At 35.0% G+C, this 20047-nt stretch carries 20 protein-coding genes; 12 read left to right on the top strand and 8 right to left on the bottom strand.

From position 1 onward, the window contains the following. Positions 1–11 precede the first annotated feature (11 nt). From EL260_RS08765 to EL260_RS08735, 7 genes are all read left to right on the top strand, one after another. Entirely contained in the window at positions 12–3068 is a 3057-nt protein-coding gene (locus EL260_RS08765; protein WP_123859793.1) for a hypothetical protein, read from the top strand. A gap of 2 nt (positions 3069–3070) precedes the next feature. Beyond that, positions 3071–4033, top strand: coding sequence for a tetratricopeptide repeat protein (locus tag EL260_RS08760; protein WP_123859792.1), 963 nt, complete (start codon positions 3071–3073; stop codon positions 4031–4033). Between the two features lie 21 nt (positions 4034–4054). Next, positions 4055–4660 (top strand): hypothetical protein, encoded by a 606-nt coding sequence (locus tag EL260_RS08755; protein ID WP_123859791.1) that lies wholly within the window; start codon positions 4055–4057, stop codon positions 4658–4660. Between the two features lie 316 nt (positions 4661–4976). Continuing rightward, positions 4977–5522 (top strand): hypothetical protein, encoded by a 546-nt coding sequence (locus EL260_RS08750; protein WP_123859790.1) that lies wholly within the window; start codon positions 4977–4979, stop codon positions 5520–5522. Positions 5523–5538: 16 nt separating this feature from the next. Then, a complete protein-coding gene (locus EL260_RS08745; protein ID WP_123859789.1) occupies positions 5539–6018 on the top strand; it encodes a hypothetical protein in 480 nt (159 codons plus the stop codon). A 14-nt stretch (positions 6019–6032) separates the two neighbouring features. Further along, positions 6033–6476 (top strand): DUF5991 domain-containing protein, encoded by a 444-nt coding sequence (locus tag EL260_RS08740; protein WP_123859788.1) that lies wholly within the window; start codon positions 6033–6035, stop codon positions 6474–6476. A gap of 167 nt (positions 6477–6643) precedes the next feature. Then, on the top strand, positions 6644–7486 hold the full coding sequence (locus tag EL260_RS08735; protein WP_123859787.1) for a prephenate dehydrogenase: 843 nt from the start codon (positions 6644–6646) through the stop codon (positions 7484–7486). Positions 7487–7631: 145 nt separating this feature from the next. Here EL260_RS08735 and EL260_RS08730 read toward each other — a convergent pair whose 3' ends face one another. After that, a complete protein-coding gene (locus EL260_RS08730) occupies positions 7632–8309 on the bottom strand; it encodes a hypothetical protein (RefSeq protein WP_123859786.1) in 678 nt (225 codons plus the stop codon). A gap of 169 nt (positions 8310–8478) precedes the next feature. Here EL260_RS08730 and EL260_RS08725 point away from each other — a divergent pair, with 169 nt between their 5' ends. From EL260_RS08725 to EL260_RS08715, 3 genes are read left to right on the top strand one after another with little or no spacing between them, the layout of a single operon-like run. Beyond that, entirely contained in the window at positions 8479–8751 is a 273-nt protein-coding gene (locus EL260_RS08725) for a DUF2089 family protein (RefSeq protein WP_123859785.1), read from the top strand. Positions 8752–8777: 26 nt separating this feature from the next. Further along, positions 8778–9359, top strand: a complete 582-nt coding sequence (locus EL260_RS08720; protein ID WP_123859784.1) for a YIP1 family protein — start codon at positions 8778–8780, stop codon at positions 9357–9359. A gap of 6 nt (positions 9360–9365) precedes the next feature. Further along, positions 9366–11018 (top strand): serine hydrolase domain-containing protein, encoded by a 1653-nt coding sequence (locus EL260_RS08715; protein ID WP_123859783.1) that lies wholly within the window; start codon positions 9366–9368, stop codon positions 11016–11018. A gap of 247 nt (positions 11019–11265) precedes the next feature. Here the strand turns inward: EL260_RS08715 and EL260_RS08710 are convergent, their stop codons facing one another. Next, entirely contained in the window at positions 11266–12684 is a 1419-nt protein-coding gene (locus EL260_RS08710; protein WP_123859782.1) for an L-serine ammonia-lyase, read from the bottom strand. A 185-nt stretch (positions 12685–12869) separates the two neighbouring features. Between EL260_RS08710 and EL260_RS08705 the strand changes: the two genes are divergently transcribed. Together EL260_RS08705 and EL260_RS08700 are read left to right on the top strand one after the other, a co-directional pair. Then, entirely contained in the window at positions 12870–13448 is a 579-nt protein-coding gene (locus EL260_RS08705) for a Crp/Fnr family transcriptional regulator (RefSeq protein ID WP_123859781.1), read from the top strand. A 61-nt stretch (positions 13449–13509) separates the two neighbouring features. Next, positions 13510–14133 (top strand): FMN-dependent NADH-azoreductase, encoded by a 624-nt coding sequence (locus tag EL260_RS08700; protein ID WP_123859780.1) that lies wholly within the window; start codon positions 13510–13512, stop codon positions 14131–14133. A 48-nt stretch (positions 14134–14181) separates the two neighbouring features. Here the strand turns inward: EL260_RS08700 and EL260_RS08695 are convergent, their stop codons facing one another. The 6 genes from EL260_RS08695 to EL260_RS08670 all read right to left on the bottom strand — a co-directional run bounded on the left by EL260_RS08695 (position 14182) and on the right by EL260_RS08670 (position 19695). Further along, positions 14182–15525, bottom strand: a complete 1344-nt coding sequence (locus EL260_RS08695; protein ID WP_123859779.1) for an ammonium transporter — start codon at positions 15523–15525, stop codon at positions 14182–14184. A gap of 101 nt (positions 15526–15626) precedes the next feature. Next, entirely contained in the window at positions 15627–16274 is a 648-nt protein-coding gene (locus EL260_RS08690; RefSeq protein ID WP_123859778.1) for an alpha/beta hydrolase, read from the bottom strand. 276 nt (positions 16275–16550) lie between these two features. Then, complete coding sequence (locus EL260_RS08685; protein WP_123859777.1) at positions 16551–17177, bottom strand: YceI family protein; 627 nt, start codon at positions 17175–17177, stop codon at positions 16551–16553. A gap of 78 nt (positions 17178–17255) precedes the next feature. Beyond that, positions 17256–17822, bottom strand: a complete 567-nt coding sequence (locus EL260_RS08680; RefSeq protein WP_123859776.1) for a YceI family protein — start codon at positions 17820–17822, stop codon at positions 17256–17258. A 143-nt stretch (positions 17823–17965) separates the two neighbouring features. Next, the gene (locus tag EL260_RS08675) at positions 17966–19015 is read right to left on the bottom strand and encodes a glucokinase (RefSeq protein WP_123859775.1); all 1050 of its coding nucleotides are present in this window, start codon (positions 19013–19015) and stop codon (positions 17966–17968) included. A 116-nt stretch (positions 19016–19131) separates the two neighbouring features. Then, complete coding sequence (locus EL260_RS08670) at positions 19132–19695, bottom strand: hypothetical protein (protein WP_123859774.1); 564 nt, start codon at positions 19693–19695, stop codon at positions 19132–19134. Positions 19696–20047 lie beyond the last annotated feature (352 nt).

Genomic DNA, 20047 nt, shown 5'->3' with positions numbered 1-20047 from the left:
AACTAAAGATCATGGCAAAAAAAGGCGTTTTAAGAATCTCCGGAAATACTTCTCCTAAAACAGGAGAAAAAACCTTCTATAAAGTAACAGAATGGTATCCTGATACCCCTGCTAATGAAAAAAATGAAGCTCTTGTCACCTGGGAATTGTTTAGGAAAAGACCAGATGGGCAGTTTACCACTACTAGCATTAAGAAAAAAGTTGGAGAATTTACTTTTGGCAAAGATTCCTGGCAGGAAACCTTCAGAGTTGAAGGGTATCTTAATAGTCCTGAAGGTAAAGAACCTATGTCTATTATTGTACAGCCTCAAAAAAATGAGCAGCCGCCTTCCACAGAAAAAAATATTCTTGAGGTAAAACTCACTTTTCAGGATGGAACAGCTGTCAATAAAAAACTAAGTTATAAAGATCGCCTGACAGCAACGGCTAAATGTCAGGGTCTGGAAGGAGAACATATTATTTTAACGCTTTGGGAAGATGATGAAAATGGTGATGGACACAATAACAAAAATCAATCTATCGTAAAATCTCCTCCCGTACTGGTAGATAGCCAGGGAAATGCCCGTTGGAATTTTACACTTCTTAATACCTATATTGCTCTTGCCAATCAAAGGGAAGATGATAAAAAGCAGCATGAATATTATGTGACAGCAGAATATAATGGAAAACTGAAAGCTTCAGATAACGCCACTGCTGACAACCCGGAATATAAAGCACCTCCTGCTCCATCCAGACAACCCAATGCTCCGAAACCTCAGCCTAATCCCAATTCTCCAAAAGGATCAACCAGACCTAATTCTCCTAATAACCAGCCAGATAAAAAAGGAGTAATTACCCAAGTAAAACTAACGGATAAAAATGGTAAAGAATTTGGCAAAAATCCTAAATATGGAGAAACCATAATCGTCCATATAGAATCGAAAAACCTTGTAGGCAAAAAATATATTCTTAAAATATGGGAGCATGACCTTATAGGAGATAATGACCTGTTATATAGTCATGAACATACTTTCCTGGCTGATAAAATAAACCTTTCTATGCCACTGACTCCTGCTATGCAAAAAACGGGAGAAGTAGGAAACAATCCTAAAAATCCTGATAGTGGTGAATATTGGAAAGGAGGACAACAAGAAATCTTTGCAGAAGTCATCTTCCTGAATCTTTCATCAAAGTCTCAGACTATTGATGTGGACATTATTGAAGCTCCGAAACCACAAAATAATGGAACGACCCCAAGCGGAGTACAAAATCAACCAAAAGCTGATCCAAAAAATTGTGGGGGAAAATTCTGTATTGACAAAAACGCTCCGCCTAGTGAGCTGATAAGGGAAATCAATATCCGTTTATCCGGATTTGGAGGAAATGTACCTACAGATAAATTTACAGACCGGTCAGAGAAAATGGTGAAACAGTTTCAGAAGGATTATATGAAAGTTCCTGAAACGGGCAAAGTATGTGGAAATGTATTAAGAGCCATTGATGAGTTTTCTAAAAACTTTGATATCAGTACTACATTTTGGAACCAGATGAAATGTGACTGCTCTACGAAAGGGAAAAAAGCAACCAGCGTTTTAAGAGGCATTCAGGAAACCAACAGCTGTGACGGATTTGGGGACGGAACTGGAAAGGGAACCTATAAAAGTACAAGTAAAACGGAAGCCTACCATAAATATGAATATCCTGGAATTCACAGATCCCTTTTATTCGGGTTTAAGGCATTGCAATTCTACTTTAGTAAACAAACAACTTACAAAATAGATCATTTTACCTCAGGATACAGATGTAGATTCAAAAACTATTCAACTACCAACCACCAGGGGAAGGCTATTGATATGCAGTTCAGTAAAGGTACTTGGGCGATTAGAGGTGAAAACAAAAAGAACCTTGTAGAATTAAGAAATATGAGAGATACTCTATTTGTTAAATATCTTGGTGCTCAAAAAGAATGGCCTAATACCAACCTATTTTCAATAGAACCTATTGACTTATTATACAATAGTAAAGGAAAAGTAAGATTTGACCATACCTTCAGCTGGATTCACATGGATGTAAGACAGTTTGATGCTCAATATCTTGAAGATAAATATTTCTGTAAAAGCTTAACCGCTTTAAATGGAAAAAGTATTGTTCAATTAGCTATTGAAGCAGGTTACGCCAATACCTGCAGCTGTTATTCAAGCTATCAAAGCCAGGCAGCGGCACCACAAGCTGCTGGAAGTTGTGCATGTAATAAGGATATAACAAAAGAACAATTGAAAGGCATTGCTACAGGTGCCAGCCAAGCCAATATTGATAAATATTTCGATGGTTTCAATCAAACATTCAAGAAGTTTAATATCAATTCCTGTTTACAAAAAATACATTTCTTAGCTCAGATTAATAAAGAATCGGAAGGTTTCAAGTATAATGTTGAGTTGGGAGACGCCGCTTATCTTGCCCCATACAAAGGCTGGCATGGAAGAGGGTTAATTCAGTTAACAGGTAAAGAAAACTATGAAGCCTTTCAAGCTGCAATTGGAGAAGATGTAACCTCAAGTGCAGAGGCTAGAGATAAAGTTGCTAAATCTCCTTATGCTACCTATTCAGCAGGTTGGTTCTGGGACAAAAGGGCTGTTCTCAACAGTCATGCTGATAATAATGATTTTATTTACATTTGCTATTGTGTAAACGGAGGATTCAATCATATTGACGACAGGCTTGAGAGTGTAAAAAATGGATTTGAATCATTATATTCTAAATGTACCACAAGTAAAGGAAAAACCACAGATTATAAATTTAAAGACAGTAAGGCTTACGATAATAAAAAAGCAGCTTTCGCCTGGGGACTATGGCATGATCCTCAATTTGATAAAAAAGGCTGCAAAAAAGACAAACAACTGGCCATTGAGGGTTACCAAAGAGTTGTTGATTTAACTAAAGATACTGACACCACAACGAATTACTACGGAATTCAAGGTTTAAGTTACTTTTCTGATTTAGTAACCACAAAAATAGTAGACAAAAAAACAAAGAAATTTGTAAACGTAAGAAAAGCAGCTTTAAAAAGATTAAATGATTTAAAGAAATAAAAATGATTAAACCTATTTTATTTTTAGCAGTAATGACTCAGTTTGTTTTCTGTAAACAGGCAGACAACAATCCTATAAAAAATGACAATCTATCTTCTAAGAAAGAGGTTGAAAACCATCAACCTCTAAAAGATACTGTAAGAGGAGATTTTAATAAAGACAATAAAGTTGATTATCTTCAGATTCTGGATAAATCACCAGAAGAAAAACAAGTTAAAATTTTCTTACAAGGTGCCAACAATAAGTTTTCGGAAACAAAATCCTTTATGGTCAATAATGATGATTTCACAGAGGTAGAAGATCCTGTCAACAATTTATTTATTTCAAGCATAAAGCCTGGTGAAATAATCGTCGGAGCTTCTTGTTGTGGAAATTTTAAAACAACAGAAACCCACTATTACAAATTTATTAAGGATAACTGGTATTTGTATAAAACATCAATCTCAACAGTTGATGATGATTTCATTCCTAACATTACAATGGATATGAATAATTTATCCAACAGCATTGATAATAAAACAGCGAACAATAACGATATTTACAATAAAGATATCAAGGAATCAAAAGAAAACTCATTATCAAATTTCAGTAAATCCTTAGTATTATTGAAATCAGCAAGTAAAACCAATGCCTTAAATAAGCAAAATACGATAGATATTGAAACAATTGCTGAATGGCTTTATTTCAATCCTCTCAATGAAAATAATTTAAATGATTATAATGATATTGCCTATTATAATGCTTATACCAAAGATGGGAATCTCTCCTCTATTTTCTTGTTAAAGGAAATCATTGAAAAATATCCAAACAGAGTTGTAGCCTATTTAAATTTAGGAGATTCATATTGGACCTTTGACAATAAAGAAAAAGCAAAAGAAGCATATCTTAAATATATTGACTTGATGAAAAGTCAGAAAAAAGATACTTCAAAAATTCCTCAAAGAGTGTACGACCGAACTAAATAAATTAGAAATAATATATTATATATGAATAAACTAGTATTGCCATTTGTATTTTTTGCATTGATATCATGTAAGAAAGCACCTGAACCTAATAATACAAATCAAAATGCTGTAAAAGCACAGGATACCTTAGTCTCTTCAAAACCTGCCCAAGAAACTGCTGAACCAGCAAATGAAAGTTCAGCCAACACTCAATATGTCTCTCTTCCCTTTAATTATGAAGAATATAAAAAAACCTGTATACAGGAAGGCTCTCCGGACTGTTCAAAAAAATATCCGGTTTTGGGTCAATTAGAATCTGATAAAATAATTAAAATTATAGGTATTACAGAAGGCAGCCCTGAGTCTATTTTTCAAATACAGTCCGCTTCCGGAAGCCCTATTAATATATATGTTTTGAACTTTGAAGGTGATTCTAATTCACAAGAGCTCATTACGGTAAATAATGATAAAATTATCAGCCGTCAGTCAATAGGCTACGCGATGCCTGAAGAGGAAACCTACGAAACATTTATTATGAACCCTGACATGACTGTCGACATCTATGAAATTAGCTTTACTGACAGTTCAAATAAGAAAAAGAAGGAGAAATATAAAATCGCTCCTACCGGTAAAATTTCAAAGATCTAAAATTCCCCAGGAAATATATAAGTTGATATTAAATAATCAACATCATCTGCCCTTCTCAGCATAAAAAGTACTGAGAAGGGCATTTAATCTTAGCCCTATACTGCTAAAAGGCAAAAATCCCCATAAACAGGGAATAAGTCTATTCATAAAAAGGGGTATATTGAACCCCATGAAAAAGATAATTCTATTCTGTTTTTTATTCCTGATAACATGATGCAAAAAGCAACTGAAACCTCCAAAATCAATTCTTCAGAAAAAACATTTGAAGACCATGGTCCGATAACCATCCATTATTAAAATTCATAGCCAGCACAATATGAACATAAAAAAAATTGTACTTATAGTGTTCGTTTTAGGAATGCTTTCCTGTAATAGATCCATGGAAAATAAGCCTATGACAACGGAGGAAAAAATCAATACCCGAGACAGTACAGCTGTTCAGGACTACTTCCAGCAGATCATGAACCGTCGGATTAAAGATACGATATCCGGAACCTGGAAAGCATTATCTACTTATCAGTTTGAGCTATTCAAGATGAAGTTAGAAACTGTGAAAAACAATGACAGCGTAACAGGAACTTACCAGTTTACTGTTGAAGGGAAGCTGGAGCAAGGCATTATGACCGGAATCATAACCGATGGAAAGATGATAGTAGAGTTCTACAATCCTTCCAATCCTAATGCTCGTAAAGGGAAAGCAGAGTTTTCAAGCTGGAACGCGAATTACGATGAAATGGTGTGGCAGCTAATACAATCCTCTGAACAATCTTCCATTCCTGAAATTTGCAAGTTGTACAAAGATGTTCCAAAACCAATCAGAGGGTACCATTTCATAGGCAGAAAAAAAACATCTACAAAATAACTATAACCCATTATTAATGAAAAACATAAGCGTAATTGCTATTACTTTATTCCTGATGACAGGATGTAAAAACGATCCAAAACAAATGGTCGACGAAACAGAGACTATAAAGAAAGACAGTTCTGTAGTAAAAGCACCAGTAGCAGAAAAACTCACTGAAGAACGCAAGGAAATTCCTATATTAAAAGAATGTACGGAAAAAACGGTTGAATATGAAACCCAGCAGGAATGTATTTTCCCTAACACTACAATGGCGGAAGTCTACCAGAAAACGATTAAGGAAAAAGATATAGAAAAAGCAGAACTCCTGTCTGCAGAATTACCAAAACAAAGCATTGAAAAAGAAATTCATCAGGACGGACTGGAAACGATCAGTTACAAAGTAGCTCCTAATAAAATTGAAATTGAATTCCTGTTTGCAGGCGGTGTGACCACACTTGAATTGGAACAGAAAAGCAATAAGGTAAAAAGAACCATCATTCACAGTGCTGATTAAGACATGTTAACATCATGAAAAAAATATTGCTAATACTTCCTGTCCTCAGTATTATTTCCTGCAAAAGTCTGCCGGAAGGATCTTCAAAAGATTCAGGAGTTTCACTTCATACCCAGTGGAAAGGAGATTATTCTATCTCTCATGATTTTGGAAAACTGGATGAGTTCGCTGAGATGACATTAGATTATGGACTTATCATCACCAAAGACAGCTGTACTTTTTGGGGACTTGGTTATAAAACCTTCTTCACAGACGTTTGCAGCATCACAGGAAATGAAAAACAGATCATCGTAAAATATGTCAAACAGATTGAAGGCGATCCAATGAGTAACCATCTTCCCACCGATACACTGGCTGTTGTATTCAGGAAAGATGGAAAATATTACCTGCAAAGTAAAATAGTTCCCAATAAACAGTGGCAGTACGATATTCCGATTCGTCTCAAAAAGAAATCATAAAAAATTCTCAACTTTAAAAAATATTTTTTAATTTTGCTTTGTGAATTTTAACAACGGAACATATTATTATAGAATTTTTAACTCAGATCTGGGATAGGGATTCTTATGAACATAACTTAAAACCTCGTCCTAGGACGAGGTTTTTTTATTTAAAAAAATTTAGAAAGATGAAAATAAGTATTATTGGAGTAGGATTAATCGGAGGTTCAATGGCCTTAAAATTGAGAGAAAAAAACATCGCCAGCTTCATCTATGGAATTGATAACAACAAACAGCATATTGACGAAGCATTGGATTTAAAAATAATTGATGCCGAAGCAAATCTGCAACAGGGAGTCAAAGATTCAGATCTTATTATCCTGGCCATTCCTGTAGATGCTGCAAGAAAACTGTTGCCCAATGTTCTCGATCTTGTATCAGACCAGCAAACCGTTATGGATGCCGGATCTACCAAAGCAGGAATTGTGGGTGCCGTTAAAAACCATCCAAAACGTTCGAGATTTGTAGCCTTTCACCCTATGTGGGGTACCGAAAATAATGGACCAAAATCTGCAATTGCTGAAAGTTTCTCTGGCAAAGCCGGAGTAATCTGCAACAAAGAAGAATCCGCAGAAGATGCACTGAACATCGTTGAAGGTATTGTGAATGCTCTTGAAATGCACACTATTTATATGAATGCAGAAGACCATGATATCCACACGGCTTATATTTCCCATATCTCTCACATTACCTCATATGCCCTTGCCAATACCGTCCTGGAAAAGGAACGCGAAGAAGAAACCATCTTTCAGCTTGCCAGTTCCGGGTTCTCAAGTACGGTCCGCCTTGCCAAATCACACCCTGAAATGTGGGTTCCCATTTTTAAGCAAAACAAAGAAAATGTATTAGATGTTTTGAATGAACATATTACCCAGCTGAGAAAATTCAAATCTGCTTTAGAAAAAGAAAACTATGAATATCTTGAAGAATTGATTACCAATGCGAATAGAATCAGAGGAATATTAAGGTAAAGCTATTTTATCAGTTCTGTTTTAAAAAACAATATATTCAAGAGAAAAAGTCATAAAACTTTACGAATAAGGTTTTATGACTTTTGCTATTAAGAACTCTCTAGAAAACACGGTTCGTGATGATAAAAGCTGTCTCTTTCCTACTTTAAAACCTCATCATCATTCCCAGACCATTCCTGTTATTAAGCACATAATAATCAGGCTTAAACCTTTTGATATCGGTAGTCCTATAATCATTGATAGCGTTTTTCATCTGTGAATGTCCTACCAATTTAAGAACAACACCAGCACCAGCACCTATTAACCCAATAACAAGCGGTACTGAAGATCCTGTACTTTCTCCATTCTTTAAGCCACTAGTTGTATTCGTGTCCGACTTTGATAGATTCAATATTCCGCCAACTACAAAACAGGCTGCACCACCCGCAACAAGAGCTGTCCCAATGTTATTTACAGTTCTTCCTTTCCTATACTGCACATTATTGGTCTGAATCAGGTATTCTTTGATCTCTTTTTTAGAGGTCAGTTTAGGAGTTTCAGTATTTTTAACAGTTCCGACAAGGTGTTCTTCAGATACATTTCCTATGACAGCCTTCCCATCTTCCTGGATTCCTTTTACAGAATTGTCATAAAGAAACTCCTCCGCTCCATTCTGAGCATTAGTATAGGTAATTTTTCCCTTGCTATAGGTTAATTTAGTATAAAATATCTTCTGATTATCTTGGGTAATAATGATTCCTTTTGCTGAAGATTCCGGAATACTGATCTGTGAATATACAGCCAATGATGATACAATAAACAGAAGGGTTAAGGCCTTTTTCATATTAATTAGTTTTCGGCAAAAATATTTGATTTTGTTTTAGTAACCAACACTTTTATTCATCTTAATAAGAAATTAATATGCACTTCATTTTACAAATATTTTTAATAAAATTAAAAAACAATTTAACTTTATTAAAAAATATATTACTTTAGCAAAAAAAATAAATTCAATGAAGTTACCGATAGTGTGCCCAAGCTGTGACCATACTCTTAACGTAAGCCAGATGAAGTGCCCAAGTTGTAAAACCGAAGTAAGCGGAGATTATGAACTTCCGGTTCTTCTAAAACTCAATCGTGATGAACAGGATTTTGTACTTAATTTTTTTCTTTCCAGCGGAAGCATTAAGGAAATGGCCAAACAGGCAGGCTTATCCTATCCTACGATGAGAAATAAAATGGATGATCTTATCACAAAGGTGGAAAAATTGAAAAGCAAACTATAAATAATAACCTGTAAACTCAATGTATAATGAACTGGAAAACCATTTTTAATCCATTTGAAAGATTTGATGAAAAATACCTGCTCCTTACAGGCATTCTTGCTGTTTTTATCTCTATTGCAGTAGGATATTGGACAGGCACTACATTCACCAGTATATACAAAATCAGTCCTGTAGAAAATCCTTCATTTCAAATAATAGCAATTACGACCCTGCTAAGCTTCATGGCCGGTATTGTCATTCTTTTTATTCTAGGTAAAATTCTAAACAGAAAAACCAGAATCATTGATATTGTCAATACCGTTTTAATCTCCCAACTTGTTCTAATCTTATTCCAATGCATTGGAAAAATATCATATATTAGGCTTGCCGGGAAAAATGTCATTAAATACGAGTCGAATCCCTCAGGAGCATTTCCCTATCTGGATTTTCTGATTATGATTTCTATGACTTTTATCTCCATTACTACCCTAATCTATAGTATTACCCTTTTCTATAATGGGTTCAAAACAGCAACCAATATCAAAAAGTGGCAGCATATTGTACTCTTTTGTATCGTATCGTTAGTCACCACTTTAATCTGTCAGATTATAATCAATAAAATCATTTAAAATACCATGAAAATCAAATTATTATTGGTGCTGGCATGCCTGGCACAGCTTTGTCACGCTCAAATTGAAGGAACCTGGAATGGTGAACTGGATACTCAAAATATGAAACTTCCTGTTATTTTTAAAATATCAAAGAAGTCACAAGGCTATATCACCACCCTTATAAGTCCTAAACAGAGCTCTAAAGAAATTCTGACTGATAAAACAGATTTCAATAACAATGAACTCACTCTGGAGATAAGCAGTATACGTGCAGGTTATAAAGGAATCTACAAAACAGATCATTTTGAAGGAAATCTGATTCAGAACGGTAAAATGATGACTTTAAACCTTTATAGAGAAAGCAAACCGGAAACTCCCGATATTTCATATCTGAACGGAAAAGCAATTGATACACAAAAGATTGATGATTTTTTAAACTATATGGTTCAGAATAATCAGGAAATCGGAAGTGTAGCCATTTTCAAAAACGGAATCTCCATCTATAAAAGAGACTTTGGTCAGAATCTTTTGCCTACAAACACTACTTATGACCAAAACACAGGTTATCAGATAGGCTCTATCAGCAAACTTATTACTGCTGTGATGCTTTTTCAGCTTATAGAAAAGGGAAAATTAAATCTTTCTGAGCCTCTCTCCAAATTCTATCCTGAAATTCCCAATGCTAAAAACATTACAATCCATAACATGCTAAACCATACCAGCGGATTGGGAGATTATGCAGGTGAATCTATTAAAGACAACTGGCTTTTTGGAAAAGCAGTAGGTGATAAAGCCATTATCGAAGTCATCAAAAAAGAAGGGGTAAAATCTAAACCCGGGGAGAAACTGAGATATTCCAACTCCGCCTATTTTCTATTAAGCAGGATACTGGAAAAAATCCATAACAAGCCTTATAATGAAGTTTTAAAGGAAAATATTTTGGAAAAAACTTCAATGCCCAACACGTTTTCTGTTCTTGACAATCCAAAGAATATTTTTAAATCGTATGAATTAAAAAAAGATACCTGGACAGAAGTAAAAGATTTTGATTTTCATAATTGTATCGGCTTAGGAGACATTACTTCTACTCCTGAAGACCTGAATACCTTTATCAATGCGCTATTCAATGGTAAATTTATCAAGAAAGAAACTGTTGATATGATGATTTCCAATCCAAAAGAAAAAGTATTTGGTTCGGGAATCATGAAAGTTCCGTTCTACAATATAATTTCCTACGGACATGGCGGTGATACGGCAGGAAGTCATTCAATAGTAACCTTCGAACCGACAGATCAACTATCTTACGCTGTAACTATTAATGGACAAAACTTTTCTCATAACAATTTCTATATTGCCCTTATGAACCTTATATACGGCAAAGATTATCAATATCCGGTATTTAATACTGCTAAAATACCTGTTGCTGATCTTGAAAAATATGTAGGTGATTACACTTCAAAAGATATTGCTCTAGGTTTAAAGATTTTGATTAAAGATCAAACATTATACGCCCAGGGCACCAACCAGCCGGAATTTCCACTCACTGCTACAGAAAAAGACAAGTTCGCCTTTGAAAAAGCAGGCCTAAAAATCTCTTTCATGCCAGAAAATAAACAACTCAACTTGACCCAAGGCGGAAAAACATTTTTGTTCAGTAAAAAGGCTTCTGACCAATAGTTTATGCCCAATACCATAATTGGAGACGTAACCATTAACAATAACCCACAAAAAATCCTTAGATTATTCTCTAAGGATTTTTTTATTTTAAATAATGGAGTTGATATACAATTTTATAGCTATTGTCATTCCGACGAAGGAGGAATCTCTTTTCATTTAGATTCTTCATTTCACTTCGTTACATTCAGAATGACAGAACAAAACTGGTTGATAATAGGTTATATAACCCTTTAAATAACATTCTACATTAGCATTCCGGAACATTCACTGCAATTGCTAATCCTCCCTCAGAAGTTTCTTTAAAACGATCACTCATAGAAAGAGCTGTTTCCCACATCGTTTGAATTACTTCATCTAGGGTTACTTTGGCTTTGGCAGGATCACTTTCAAGGGCGATATTAGCAGCTGTAATAGCCTTCATTGCTCCCATTGTATTTCTTTCAATGCATGGAATCTGTACCAATCCTCTGATAGGATCACATGTCAATCCAAGATGATGCTCCATCGCAATTTCTGCGGCCATCAATACTTGTCCTACGCTTCCTCCTAAAATCTCTGTAAGCCCTGCTGCAGCCATTGCAGATGAAACTCCAATTTCTGCCTGACAACCTCCCATTGCTGCAGAGATTGTCGCATTTTTCTTAAATAATGTCCCAATTTCTCCTGCTACCAATAAGAAACGAATGATATCATCATCACTAATAGACTCTGTAAATGCCTGAGAATACATCAGAACTGCAGGAATTACACCACTTGCTCCGTTGGTAGGCGCTGTAATAATTCTTCCGAAACTGGCATTCTCTTCATTTACTGCCAGTGCAAAACAGGCAATCCATTTATTGATATTGGTGAAATTTTCTTCAGCATCCACAACCTGTTGGAACCATTCATCCTTATTCTTATAAATTTTATCTCCCAATAACTTTCTGTTGATTCCTGCTGCTCTTCTGGTGACATTTAATCCTCCCGGAAGAATACCTTCTTTATTGACCCCTTTATAAATACATTCTTTGATCTGTTTCCAGATATACAATGCTTCTGCTTTCGTCTCTTCCTGAGTTCTCCAGCTTTCTTCATTGATAAAAATTAAATCTGAGATCTTTTTAAGGCCCAGTTTTTCACAATATTTTGCAATATCCGAAGCCTTATGACAAGGGTACAATGTTCTTACACATTGCTTCTGAATTGAATTTTTTTCCTGGCTGGCAATAAAACCTCCTCCTACAGAATAAAAATCCTGAACAAGCTCGGTTCCATCTTCAAAAACAGCTTTGAAAATCATTCCATTCGGATGAAAATCAAGTGATTTTTTCATATTGAGAATCAAGTGATGCCCATAAATAAATGGAATCACCTTTTCACCTCCAAGATTAAGGGTTTGAGTACTCTTGATATAATCTATTTTCTCATCAATTTTGGTGGTATCAATCACTTTATAATCTTCACCATTCAGACCCAGCATTCCTGCGATATCTGTTCCGTGTCCTATTCCTGTTTTGGCAAGTGAACCGAAGAATTCAAGAAAGACTTCTTTCACTTCTTCTATTGATCTTTCTCTTTTAATAATTCTGATAAATGCAGATGCTGCATTCCATGGTCCCATCGTATGCGAACTGGACGGGCCTATTCCTACTTTAATAATCTCAAAAACCGATATTGATTCCATAAATGATTCTTCATTTTCCTCAAAGCAAAGATACATGATAAATCTTATAATAAGCATAGTAAAATCTCACAATTAGCAGTCCTTCATCGTGAATATAATAAATAGGTAACCCGTATTTTTGTAAATTAGCCAATATCTTTAATCTGTTTCAGATCTACTATCAAGTTCTCTTTAAATTATTTTGAATGGAAACATTAATTAAAAGCATTACACAGCATGTTAAGCTGAGCCCGGAAGAAATTTCCCTTTGTAAAAGCTTTTGGACAGAAAGAACGTTGGAAAAAGGAGAATTCCTGTTAAGAAACGGAGAGATCTGCCGATATGAAAGCTATGTTATTTCAGGAGTTTTAAAGGCTTTTTGTATCAATTCTGAAAACGGGAATGAAGAGATTCTATTTTTAGCAATTGATCATTGGTGGGCTACTGATATTTCCAGCTTTTCCAAGCAAAAAGCATCCATTTACAACATACAGGCCGTTGAAAAAACAAAGCTCCTTCAGATTAGCCAATCTTCTTTTCAAAAAATGCTGAAAGAAATCCCTTCTTTGGAAAAATACTTCAGAATTATTTTAGAGGGCTATTTGGGAACTCTTGAGAAAAGAATTGTTTTTAACCACATGTACAAGGCTGAACAGAAGTATTATGATTTTCTTGATACTTATCCTGATATAGCCTCTAGAGTTCCTCAATATCTGATAGCATCTTATCTAGGTGTATCTGCTGAATTTATAAGCAGAATCAGGAAAAAAAATAAATCCTCTTGAACTAGATCAATTTTTATGCAATGAATAATCAGGAATTTTGCTGTTATAAAAATCATAACAAATGAAAGTACTGATCATTAATGCAAGCGTAAGAAACGGAAGATCTTACAGCAGAAAATTAACCCAGCTTTTTGTTGAAAACTGGAAAACGAAATATCCATCCGATACATTCACTTATAGAGAAACCGGAATTGACACTATTCCCAATATAGATGAACCATGGATTGCCGGTGCCTTTAAAAAGCCCTCATACAGAACAGAAGAAAACCATAAAGCCTTACAGCTAAGCGATAAACTGGTAAAAGAGCTCAAAGAACATGACATGTATGTTATAGGAACTCCAATGTACAACTGGTCTATTCCAGCAGGATTAAAAGCCTACATCGATCAGATCATGAGAATTAATGAAACCTGGAAATTCAGATCCGGATTTCCTGATGGTGATTATGTAGGACTGCTGGAAAACAAAAAAGCTTTTCTATTATCAACCCGTGGTGACACTGGATATGATGAAAATGAAAAAAACGGACACATTAATTTTCAGACTACCTATCTGAAACATATTTTAGGGATCATGGGAGTTACGGACGTTACTACTTTTTCATTGGATAATGAAGAGTTTGGTGGTGAAATTTTTGAAAATTCAAAAAATGAAATATTCAAGGCTATTCACTCCATTGAATAAGACGAAAGTTTTCAACTAGGGCCTTCTGAAGGTTCTAGTTTTTATCTATTAATTAAAGCGCTCCCGGTGTTGGGAAAAATCCAACCCCATATTTTCAGAATCCTCCGAAACCCTTAATGTAATCATCGCATTGGTTATTTTATACAACAATAAAGATCCAAAGAAAGTAAACACAGATACCAGAAATAATGCAGTCAGATGATGAATAAACACGTCAATGCCACCATGAAGAAGACTGGCGTTCTCACCATGAGCAAATATAGCTGTCAGAATCATTCCCATAATACCTCCTACTCCATGGCAGGCAAAAACATCCAGGGTATCATCTATCTTGTTTAAAGTTTTCCAGTTGACCATCAGGTTAGAAACGATTGCAGAAATAAACCCTATGAAAAGACTCTCCTGAATACTCACAAATCCACATCCGGGGGTAATCGCTACAAGACCTACCACTGCACCAATACAGGCTCCCAAAGCAGATACACTCCTTCCGTTGATCCTGTCAAAGAAAATCCAGGTTATCATGGCAGAAGCCGAAGCAATGGTGGTTGTTCCAAAGGCTGTTGCTGCGGAGGCAGAAGCACTTAAAGCAGATCCTGCATTAAACCCAAACCATCCAAACCACAACATTCCTGTTCCCAGAAGAACATAAGGAATATTGGAAGGTTCATGATGCGGATTTTTCCGTTTTCCCAATACCAAAGCTCCTGCGAGTGCTGCAAAACCTGCACTCATGTGTACAACGGTTCCACCGGCAAAATCTTTCACTCCGAAATATTTATTTAAAAGACCATCAGGATGCCAAACCATATGGCATAGCGGAGTATAAATACAAATACTGAACAGAACCATGAATAAAAGGTAAGAAATGAAGCGAACTCTTTCCGCGAAAGACCCTGTAATAATGGCAGGAGTAATCACAGCAAATTTCATCTGGAATAAAGCAAAAAGAATAAAAGGAATAGTGGGTGCCATCATGCGATGTGGCAGACTTCCCACTCCATTAAAAAAAGGATAGCTTAAAGGATTTCCAATAATTCCATAATGTTTTCCGGCAATGGTAATCCCCAAAGATTCACCAAAGGATAATGAAAAACCAACCACCACCCATACGATAGAGATCACTCCTAAAGCAATAAAGCTTTGCAGCATCGTAGAAATTACATTCTTTTTACCCACCATTCCTCCGTAAAAGAAGGATAATCCCGGTGTCATCAATAATACAAGTCCCGCTGCTGCCAGAATCCAGGCTACATCTGCTCCTACAATTTTATCTTCAGTTAAAAATACGCTCTTACTAGAAATATCTGTAGCCGGATGCCAGAACAAACCTCCAATGGCAACCAATGTTATCATAGAGAATGAAATAATCCATTTTAAACCTATTTTCATAAAATTCACATTTAACCCTATCAAAATTAGATATAAATCTTTATAAAAATAACTTTTTCAACAAAATACCCCACAAAAAAAATATACAACCAATAATATTATTAGTTTTCACTAAGTATTTCATTTAGAATTTTAGAAACCTCTTTTGCTTTTGTTGCCGGAAAAAGATGTGTTCCGCCTTTGATTACATAATCAGGTTTTGAATTACGGATGGGAAAAACAATATCCTTGTCCCCCAAAATTTGTATTACTTTTGGATTTTCTTCAAATTTCCATTCAGCAACCTTTTCTACAGACCATTTCAGATAATAAGGATCTCTTACCCTGAAATATTGAAGAACTTTTGGATTCTTTGGATCAAACAACTTTCTGAGAACAGCATATACATTGGCTGCCTTTGTGTTAAATAGCCCTACGGGCAATATTCTGGGGATTTTGGTTATCTCCCCTGTCTTTATGAATTTAGATTTTTCTTTATCCGACTTGATACTTCCCAGAATGATTACTTTCTCAGCAGGTTTCAAACGATTGATTTCCTGCACCATAATACCTCCAAAGGAATATCCCAAAAGATAAAACGGTTCTGAAGGATCTACTTTTTCCGCCATTCTTTCTACATAAGCATGAAAAGCTTCATTTTTTTCCGGAATGAGCCAGTCAATAAAAATAAGTTCACAATGCTTGGGAAACTGTAATCTGTCAAGTACCTTGAAGTCTGCCCCAAGGCCACTTACAACATAAATTTTCATCCTACTAATTTATAAAAAAAAGCACCTATTAGAAATTAAAAAATTGAATGATAAAACCTTAAATATTTTAAACCCTCTTTGGAAGCAAAACCTAAATATTAGTAGGATATGTAGTCTTTTTCAGAGATGATATTATGCCACAGACAGATTCAAAAAAGACATTTTTCATGTACATACATTTCTGCTTTTCGGGAATTCTCCAGTATTGACCCTCATTATCATTACACAAAAAAAGCAGCTCCTAGGAACCGCTCTTTTTATCAACATTATTTAATTTTATTTCTTCTTTGCAGGAACTCTATTATCATTATCCAGCTTTTCAGTAGACACTTTAAACTGAATATCCATTTCGTTCTTGATGAAGTAATCTTTCAGGGAAGACTGGTAGAATACTTTAAAGTCTCTTCTGTTCAGAGAGAACTTAGCAGATTCAATAGATGTTGTAAACTGAGTAACGTACACATTCGCAGGGAATGTAATTGTTTTTCTCACTCCTTTAAGAGTAAGATCTCCGTATACAGTAGAATTATACTCACTGTTTGCTAAAGGAATAATTTTAGTTAAGTGGAATTTGGCAACCGGAAATTTCTTCACTTCAAAGAAGTTGGTACTTTTCAGGTCATTGGTAAGCTTGATCTGATCTTCATCAGAAACATCACCCGCCATGATACTCCTCATGTCTATTATGAACTCACCATCTACCAACACAGTATGGTCGAAGTTGAATTTACCACTTTTAAGTTTTATCGTTCCTGAATGGGAGGAAGCCTCAGTTTTTACAACCTTATATCCCCACCACCTGATCTCTGATGAAGTTACTTTCGAAACCTTATCAAATTTTCTTTGAGCAGAAACAAATGATATGCTTGCGCACACCATAGCAAACAATAGTAATCTTTTCATTCTTTTTTATTTACAATTCAACAAAAATAAAAAAAAGTGTAGAACTTCTACACTTTTAATAATCTTTTTTTGATTAATTTATTGAGCAGTTACCTTTACTACCATATCGATATCATCTTTCACAAAAACATCCTGCATTGTAGATTTGTAAGCAACATCAAATTTCTGTCTGTCGAAAGAGAATTTGTTGGATACTAAGCTTACTGCTCCTTTGCTGTAAGAAATTTTAGCTGGGAAAGTAACTGGACTTGTTTTTCCCTTCAGCGTAAGGTTTCCTGTTACTAAAGAGTTATAAATTTTATCGTTGTTTTTCTTAACACCAGTAATTTTAAAAGTAGCTGTAGGGAATTTTTCAACTTCAAAGAAATCACCGTTCTTAAGGTGTCCGTTTAATTTTTGCTGATATTCTCCTGTAAGGTCAGTAGCATTAATTGAAGTCATATCCAATACGAAGCTTCCTCCTACAAGCTGATTTCCTTTCATTACCATATCTCCTGATTTCACTTTCACCGTTCCATCATGAGAGCTCGCTTCAGATTTTGCTACTTTATATCCCCACCAGTGAACATCAGATGCTACTACTTTTTTGGACTGTCCGAATGCTAAACCACCTGCTAATACTGCTAATAAAAATATTTTTTTCATTGTTTAGAATTATTTTAATTAAGTTTAACGCAAAGGTAGCCATCTTATTCGATAGATTTCATTGATGTATATCAAGAATCTCAATTATTTTTATGAATAATATCATCCCATAAAAAAACTCCGAATTTCTTCGGAGCTTTTATTTATTCTTGATAGTATGCTGTATACAGTGCCATACCTTTTAATGCAGTATGATTTTGTTTGACCAGATAGATCGGGATATTTCTAAGCATTCCTTCCATTTTATCACTGATTTTGAATTTTTCGTAGAACTTAGCCTTATCAATGTATTCTCTTACCATCTGAGGAATATCTCCTGCAATTAGTAATCCTCCGGTAGCTTTTACCTTTAAAGTTAAGTTATTCGCCTCTCTTGCCAGGAATTCAAGGAAAGTATCCAGTGCTATTTTGCATATTAATACGTTATCTTCTACTGCAGCTTTATAAAGCTCTTCAACGAAGTTACCGTTAGTAAGACGCTCTCCCAGCCATTCAGGCTCCGGATGTCTTTTTACATCTCTCAGGAATCTGTAAATATTGAATAATCCTGACTTTGATAATACATTTTCCCAGCTTACAATCCCATAGATATTATTAAGGAATTGATAAAACTCAACCTCAACATTTGTTCTTGGCGAGAATTCAGAATGTCCGCCTTCTGTAGCGAAAGGTCTTAAATTTTTACCGTCAAAGAAATATCCAGCTTCACCCAATCCATTTCCTGGAGCAAGGATCGCTACATTTCCTTTTTCAAGATGACCACTGGTATAAATAGCTTCAAGATCATCATCTTCAAGAAGAGCCATCCCATAAGCAGAAGCTTCAAGGTCATTCAGCATCTCTACTTTTTCAAAACCGAAATCTCTTCTATACTCTTCAACATCTAAGTTCCAACCCAATCTTGCCGGGCTACTTTTTCCATCAATAACAGGTCCTGGCACGGCCATTCCCAAACGTTTTACATTCTCCAACTGATTATCCTGAATAAACTTCTTTAAGATGTCATTAAAAGAAGCATATTGCTTGGTAGAGTATGTATTTTGTACTTTAATCTCAAGACCTCCGTTACCGGAAACAAAATAGCCTAAGATGGTCATATCTTCACGGAGACTTGCTCCAATGATAGAAACATTATCATTATTACTGTTCTCTACTCCTGGTAAATAAAGTGGAAATTTTGGATTCAGAATCATAACCTCAAATTTTACCAAATATAATAATTGTTTTCGTAAATCCTGCACAGAACAAAAAAACCTTTCCACTTTCGTGAAAAGGTTTTGGTTAATAATTGTTTATATATTAAATCTAACTACTTTCCTAATGGAATATTATAACCGAATCCTACTCCGATATTCCCCACATTATAGTCCTGACCTGCTAAATCTCCTTTAGATCCTACAAAAACCTTTTGGTATTGTACGAAGAAGTTCCAGTCTCTATTGTGGTATCCGATTTCCGGTTTAAGGTAGAAACCTCCGCTTGCTCTTTCAACATTCGTGTTAGAAGCAACCGTTTTATCTCCAACTAAGAATCCGTATCCTAAATCAGTTCCGAAATAGAAACCTGTTTGTTTAGGATAAATTCTGATTAAAGCTGCTACAGGAACTACGCCTACATCATTATTTTTATACCCATTGTTTTCTTTTCCAAAATAGTGAGTATATCCAGATGCGATACCTAATCCAAATCCAGGTGTAATCAAGTTTTGATAAGCTACATCTACTCCTACTGCAGCAGAAAGGTTATCTGCGGGAACTGCTAAACCAACATTCGCACCCACTTTAATCATATTATTCATTTGTGAACTCTGTGCGCTTGCTATACCTGCTGTTAAAATTCCAGCCAGCAATATTGCTTGTTTAAACATTTTCATAACTCTAATTTTTAAATTTTACTAAACAAGAGGATGTAAAAATCATGCCAAGGTAGACTATTCCTTCTTTTTTAACACTAAACAAAAGCACAACAAAATGATTATCAATAACTTATTTTATCTTAAATTTTAAATGTTTGTTTAACAATTTTTATAAAAAATAGAGCCTGAAATGTGAAATATATTTAAAAAGTTAAAAAAAGAAACATATAAATCAACTTATTGATATAAAGGAAATCGAACCCTAGAAAACACGACAACATTCTACTTCCCACAATATAATATTTCTAGCAAGGAGGATTTGGTTTAAAAACAGGCACATAAATCTTACGAGTAAATAAAACAAATCGTG

Source organism: Chryseobacterium nakagawai, from assembly GCF_900637665.1.
Lineage (GTDB): Bacteria > Bacteroidota > Bacteroidia > Flavobacteriales > Weeksellaceae > Chryseobacterium > Chryseobacterium nakagawai.
The sequence above is the reverse complement of the archived record's forward strand: the minus strand, read 5'-3'. Positions and strand labels throughout refer to the sequence as shown.

Excerpts from the sequence above, each read along its gene's own strand:
- EL260_RS08765 (WP_123859793.1), top strand. The coding sequence starts at position 12 with ATGGCAAAAAAAGGCGTTTTAAGAATCTCCGGAAATACTTCTCCTAAA.
- EL260_RS08760 (WP_123859792.1), top strand. The coding sequence starts at position 3,071 with ATGATTAAACCTATTTTATTTTTAGCAGTAATGACTCAGTTTGTTTTC.
- EL260_RS08755 (WP_123859791.1), top strand. The coding sequence starts at position 4,055 with ATGAATAAACTAGTATTGCCATTTGTATTTTTTGCATTGATATCATGT.
- EL260_RS08750 (WP_123859790.1), top strand. The coding sequence starts at position 4,977 with ATGAACATAAAAAAAATTGTACTTATAGTGTTCGTTTTAGGAATGCTT.
- EL260_RS08745 (WP_123859789.1), top strand. The coding sequence starts at position 5,539 with ATGAAAAACATAAGCGTAATTGCTATTACTTTATTCCTGATGACAGGA.
- EL260_RS08740 (WP_123859788.1), top strand. The coding sequence starts at position 6,033 with ATGAAAAAAATATTGCTAATACTTCCTGTCCTCAGTATTATTTCCTGC.
- EL260_RS08735 (WP_123859787.1), top strand. The coding sequence starts at position 6,644 with ATGAAAATAAGTATTATTGGAGTAGGATTAATCGGAGGTTCAATGGCC.
- EL260_RS08730 (WP_123859786.1), bottom strand. The coding sequence starts at position 8,309 with ATGAAAAAGGCCTTAACCCTTCTGTTTATTGTATCATCATTGGCTGTA.
- EL260_RS08725 (WP_123859785.1), top strand. The coding sequence starts at position 8,479 with ATGAAGTTACCGATAGTGTGCCCAAGCTGTGACCATACTCTTAACGTA.
- EL260_RS08720 (WP_123859784.1), top strand. The coding sequence starts at position 8,778 with ATGAACTGGAAAACCATTTTTAATCCATTTGAAAGATTTGATGAAAAA.
- EL260_RS08715 (WP_123859783.1), top strand. The coding sequence starts at position 9,366 with ATGAAAATCAAATTATTATTGGTGCTGGCATGCCTGGCACAGCTTTGT.
- EL260_RS08710 (WP_123859782.1), bottom strand. The coding sequence starts at position 12,684 with ATGGAATCAATATCGGTTTTTGAGATTATTAAAGTAGGAATAGGCCCG.
- EL260_RS08705 (WP_123859781.1), top strand. The coding sequence starts at position 12,870 with ATGGAAACATTAATTAAAAGCATTACACAGCATGTTAAGCTGAGCCCG.
- EL260_RS08700 (WP_123859780.1), top strand. The coding sequence starts at position 13,510 with ATGAAAGTACTGATCATTAATGCAAGCGTAAGAAACGGAAGATCTTAC.
- EL260_RS08695 (WP_123859779.1), bottom strand. The coding sequence starts at position 15,525 with ATGAAAATAGGTTTAAAATGGATTATTTCATTCTCTATGATAACATTG.
- EL260_RS08690 (WP_123859778.1), bottom strand. The coding sequence starts at position 16,274 with ATGAAAATTTATGTTGTAAGTGGCCTTGGGGCAGACTTCAAGGTACTT.
- EL260_RS08685 (WP_123859777.1), bottom strand. The coding sequence starts at position 17,177 with ATGAAAAGATTACTATTGTTTGCTATGGTGTGCGCAAGCATATCATTT.
- EL260_RS08680 (WP_123859776.1), bottom strand. The coding sequence starts at position 17,822 with ATGAAAAAAATATTTTTATTAGCAGTATTAGCAGGTGGTTTAGCATTC.
- EL260_RS08675 (WP_123859775.1), bottom strand. The coding sequence starts at position 19,015 with ATGATTCTGAATCCAAAATTTCCACTTTATTTACCAGGAGTAGAGAAC.
- EL260_RS08670 (WP_123859774.1), bottom strand. The coding sequence starts at position 19,695 with ATGAAAATGTTTAAACAAGCAATATTGCTGGCTGGAATTTTAACAGCA.